Consider the following 4519-nt stretch of genomic DNA (forward strand, 5'->3'; position numbering starts at 1 on the left):
CCACTCCCTGTCGCGGTGCGACGTGCGCGCCTTTTCTACATGCCAACAACGGGGAAACCCCGCTAACGACACTCCCCCGGTTGGACCACTCCGAGGGAACGGGCTAGCGGGGCATGGCAAGGATTGGCGTTGGAAAGCTGCTTTCTTTGCTTACTTTCTTTGCAGCAGCAAAGAAAGTGAGTCCCGCCCCGGACAGGGGCAGAGCAAATAAACCGCTAAGAAAACAAGTTCCATAGAAGCACGAGCGCATCAAACGGTGTAACCCCCCCCCCCCCCCCCCCCCCCCGGCGAAGTGCGAAACACAGCCGCCCCTCACCCCATCGACCGAGCAAGCGCGAGGGCCCCCAGATTGCCTTCACCAAACCCATGGTGCCCACGCCGCTCGACGATTTCAAAGAACATATCGCCGGGTTCTCGTTCAAGGAAAGTCTGCAGGAACAGTTGCGGCGTGCCGTCCTCGCCGATCTCGCCATCGACGAGAATCCCTCGTGCGCGCAACCGCTCCACATCCAGCCCGTGCCCCGGCAGCCTCGCATCGAGCTGCGCGTAGTAACGCGCTGGCGGCTCGACGAAGCGCACGCCGCGCTGGATCAACGCATCGACGGAAGCAAAGATGTCAGCCGACGCGAGCGCAATGTGCTGCACGCCCTCGCCCGCGTGGTCGGGCAGGTATTGCTGCATCAGGTCGGTGCGGTAGGTGCCTTCCTCATAGACCGGAATGCGGATCGTGCCGCACGGCGACACCGTCACCGCCGAGTCCTGCGAGACGTGCCAGTCCGGATGCACCTGATGGATCTCCTCGAAGTGCAGCACCTCGCGATAGAACTCAAGCCACTCGACGATGCGTCCCGCGCCGACCGTCTGCGTGAAATGATCGACTTCGAGCAGGCCGGTGCCGGTCCCGCTCTCCGGTGCACTCGCCCCTTCGATCGGACGAAAGTCGACGTCATAGATCGACGCTTCGCTGCCGCCCGCCGGGTGCTTGCCCGGCCAGTGATCGACGAAATAAATGTGCGAGTCGCCGATGCCCTGGATCGCCGGAATCGCCAGTTCGTTCGGGCCGATCTTCTCGCCCTCGAAATCCCAGGCGCCGTAGTCGACTGCGCGCTCGTGCGCCGTCTGCGCATCGACCACGCGGATGCCGATCGCGCAGATGCCCACGCCGTGCGTTTCGGCGAAACGCGACGCGAACGAGTCGGGCTCCGCGTTGATCAGGAAATTCATGCTGCCCTGCCGATAGAGCGTCACCGCCTTGCTCACGTGACGCGCGACCGGCACGAAACCCAGCCGTCCGAACAGCGTCGCGAGGCCCGCGGGGTCCGGGCTCGAAAACTCGACGAACTCCAGTCCTGCAATGCCGAGCGGGTTGTCACGCGCGCCGTCGTCCGGCGTCGAACGGGCGGAGGAATTGGAGTCGGGATGAGTCATCGGCTGGTTCTCGGGAATGGTCGGCAAGCATCCGGGGTGCGGCGGCCATTGCGGCGGAGCACAACGCGCTCCCGGTCCCGACCACGCTGCAAAACCTGGAAAAGTTGCCCGTAGAGTAGCGGTTCGGCGATCGGGATGTCAAAGCCGATGACACCTCCGCGCTCAGTAAGCGCGAACCGGAGCCATAGGGGGGGGCGTCGTCTGCTCCATGGGCATCGCATGACAGAAAGGCCATGCGCTGAACGACGCCCCGCCAGATCCCTCACGCAGCCAGCCGGCCGATTCCCATCGAAGGCCGCTTGGCTTGCGGCGGAAACACGTTCCACGAGCCGTCGTCGTGGCGGAAGAAGATGATCGCGAGCATGCCCGTCGGCCGCAGCGCTTCGACGCAGACATAGCGCGCCCGGGTGATCTCGGTGCGGCAGAAGCGCACGACGCGGGCCGGCATCGCCGGGGTCGGAGCGAGCCATTTGTCGACGGCCCAGTGGAGTGACTTTTGGTCCGTGTGCATGATGTTCCCCTCGATCGCGGCGGTGAATGCGGTTATGCAGCTTGTGCGCCGATGAAGAACCGGCTGCGCTTGGCTTCGATGAACGCCCTGAAAAGTCCCGCGACGGTGTGCATCGCGACGCGCGGGCTGGCGAAGCAGGCTTCCACTTGCTGGCTGCGATTCACACCGAACAGGCACCACGTGCAGAAGTGTTCGCAGTTGTTCGTCAAGAGCCGGTAGTTGTCTTCGCCGAGGCGGCTTTGGGCGCGGCGCACCGCTTCGAGTCCGACGAACTTCGAGGTCGGGTTGAGGCGGATGGAGACGTCGTGACCGGCGGCGAATTGTTCGAACGAGATTTCTTCGACCGGACCGCGGTGCAGCGACTTCGCGAAGCCGGCATAGTGAATGACCCGGCCGTTGCCGACATAGATGCCGTGGTGTTCGTAACCCGAGCGAAGCGTGACGAGTTGAGTCCCCAGAGCCGGTTCCGTGTCGAACGAAAAGGCGGTCCGGGCTTCGGCGCCAAGGTGTTCGAACATCGCGGAAAGTTGGTTGGTTGACATGGCTCGCTCCGATTATTTTTTGGGTCCGGGGTCGCCGATGTGTCTGTTGTGGCGCCTCGTTGCCAACTCAATTGCATCAATCGGGCCAGTCTTTGCAAAGCATTGATTTATAACGAAAAATGCGATATTCGTGGTTTGGGTGGAGGGTTCTGTGTCTCGAACAAGCCAACACTTTCAAAGGGTGTTTGTTGGGCGAATACCATCACCGCTTTCAGTGCGCGCTTAAGCCGCGAAGCGGGTCGCAGAGCGGAAATCGGGAGTGGGGCGAAGGTGTTGGTCCGTGACCGCCGCCTGGAGCGGTAATGTTGGCGGTGGACCAACTGATCCAGTGGACGATCGATGGAGCGCTCAGGCGCACGCGGCGACAAACCCAACGTAATCAAGCGCTTGAGCACATTTCCAGCGGCGGAGGGAAAACCGGCATGAGCCTTGCAACAGGTCGTGCGTCACAACCCCGTCGTACATGCCCCCTGGAGATTCAAAATGAGCGCCATCTCTGTTACCGATCTTGAATACGATCGCGAACTCGACCACAAGGCGATGGCCTCCATCGGCGGTGGCGGCGGCGCGCCCTGGATCTACGGCTGGATCGCGCCGTTCTCGTCGCAGCAGGGCGGTGGCGGTGGTGTCGGCGTCGTGAACATCTACGACATCACCAACAATTTCAACGCCGACCAGATGATCAACCAGTTCCAGTCGGTCGACGTTCACAACAGCGGAGCCAACTCGAACATCAACGTGAGCCCGAACGCGATTGCCGGCAACTCGAAGGCATAGCGTCCGAACCGTCGGACTCAGATGAGCGGGGCCGGCAAATTGCCATTCGTGGCGCGGCGCGTTGGTGCACAATTGACGGGCTGCCGGTGCCGTCCCGCCGCTTCGCTGCAACGCGCTATTGAAGATCGCAGAGGTTGTCGTGACCTTTACCACTGAGTTTCGATGGACGTCGGCCGCCCGCTCGGATGCGGGGCGTGTGCGGCAGATCAATGAGGACGCCTTCCTCGACAATCCCGAGCGCGGCCTCTGGGCCGTCGCCGACGGCATGGGCGGCCACGCGGTCGGCGATCTTGCCAGCCGCCTCGTGATCGAAGGTTTGGCGGGCGTGTCGTCGCCGAATGGTCTTGCGAGCCTTGTTGCCGATGCGCGCGGCAGGCTTCAGCAGGTGAACGGCCAGCTTCGCGTGGAAGCGGCGAGGCGTCAGGTGCAGAGGATCGGCAGCACGGTTGTGTTGCTCGTCGCGCGCGAGCGTTGCTGCGGTTATCTGTGGGCGGGGGACAGCCGCATCTATCTTTGCCGCGATGGGCGGCTGCACCAGTTGACGCGCGATCACAGCCATGTCGAGGAGTTGAAGGCGCGTGGCCAGTTGACGGCCGAGGAGGCGCTGCATCATCCGGCGCAGCATCTGATCACGCGCGCGGTCGGCGCGATGGATACGCTGCAACTCGACGAAGACGCTGTCGAACTGAGCGATGGCGATACGTTTCTTTTGTGCAGCGATGGTCTTAGCAACGAAGTGAGCGAGCAGGAAATTCTCAGCGAACTCGCGCCGGGGGATTGTCAGCGGGCGGCACAACGGCTTGTCGATCTTGCGCTTCTGCGCGGGGGACGGGACAACATATCGGCGGTTGTCGTTCATGCCGAAGACTTGTTTTGTTCGGATAAGACGCAGTTGAATCCAGCGGTTTAGGGGGCGCTGGCGCTTGGGTTGGGGTTGGGTTGGTTTTTACGCCGTTTGATGCGCTTGTGCTTCTATGGAACTTGCTTTGTTTTTGGTTTATTAGCTCTGCCCCTGTCCGGGGCGGGACTCACTTTCTTTGCTGCTGCAAAGAAAGTAAGCAAAGAAAGCAGCTTGCCACCGCCAATCCTTGCCAGTCGGCGCTAGACCGCTCTCTCGGAGTGGTCCAACCGGGGGAGTGTCGTTAGCGGAGTTTCATCGTTGTTGGCATGTAGAAGAGGCGCGGGCATCGCACCGCTATACGAAGTGGACCAGCAGTCATCCATCCAGCCTCGCGCTACGCGCTCACCCGTCAGGCAAAAC

5 protein-coding genes are annotated in these 4519 nt (G+C 62.1%); 2 read left to right on the forward strand and 3 right to left on the reverse strand.

What is annotated here, in order from left to right; all coding sequences use genetic code 11:
* Positions 1 to 312: 312 nt before the first annotated feature.
* From AWB68_RS42915 to AWB68_RS42925, 3 genes are all read right to left on the reverse strand, one after another.
* Positions 313 to 1428: a 4-hydroxyphenylpyruvate dioxygenase family protein gene (locus AWB68_RS42915; protein WP_087650179.1), complete on the reverse strand. Its 1116-nt coding sequence runs from the start codon at positions 1426 to 1428 to the stop codon at positions 313 to 315.
* A 262-nt stretch (positions 1429 to 1690) separates the two neighbouring features.
* A complete protein-coding gene (locus AWB68_RS42920; RefSeq protein WP_087650180.1) occupies positions 1691 to 1939 on the reverse strand; it encodes a hypothetical protein in 249 nt (82 codons plus the stop codon).
* A gap of 32 nt (positions 1940 to 1971) precedes the next feature.
* Complete coding sequence (locus AWB68_RS42925; RefSeq protein WP_087650181.1) at positions 1972 to 2481, reverse strand: lecithin retinol acyltransferase family protein; 510 nt, start codon at positions 2479 to 2481, stop codon at positions 1972 to 1974.
* A 483-nt stretch (positions 2482 to 2964) separates the two neighbouring features.
* On the opposite strand from AWB68_RS42925, the gene AWB68_RS42930 reads away from it, so the two are divergent.
* The gene (locus AWB68_RS42930) at positions 2965 to 3258 is read left to right on the forward strand and encodes a hypothetical protein (RefSeq protein WP_087650182.1); all 294 of its coding nucleotides are present in this window, start codon (positions 2965 to 2967) and stop codon (positions 3256 to 3258) included.
* A gap of 139 nt (positions 3259 to 3397) precedes the next feature.
* A complete protein-coding gene (locus AWB68_RS42935) occupies positions 3398 to 4168 on the forward strand; it encodes a PP2C family protein-serine/threonine phosphatase (RefSeq protein WP_087650183.1) in 771 nt (256 codons plus the stop codon).
* The last annotated feature ends 351 nt before the right edge of the window (positions 4169 to 4519 follow it).

Source organism: Caballeronia choica (assembly GCF_001544535.1).
Classification (GTDB): Bacteria; Pseudomonadota; Gammaproteobacteria; order Burkholderiales; family Burkholderiaceae; genus Caballeronia; species Caballeronia choica.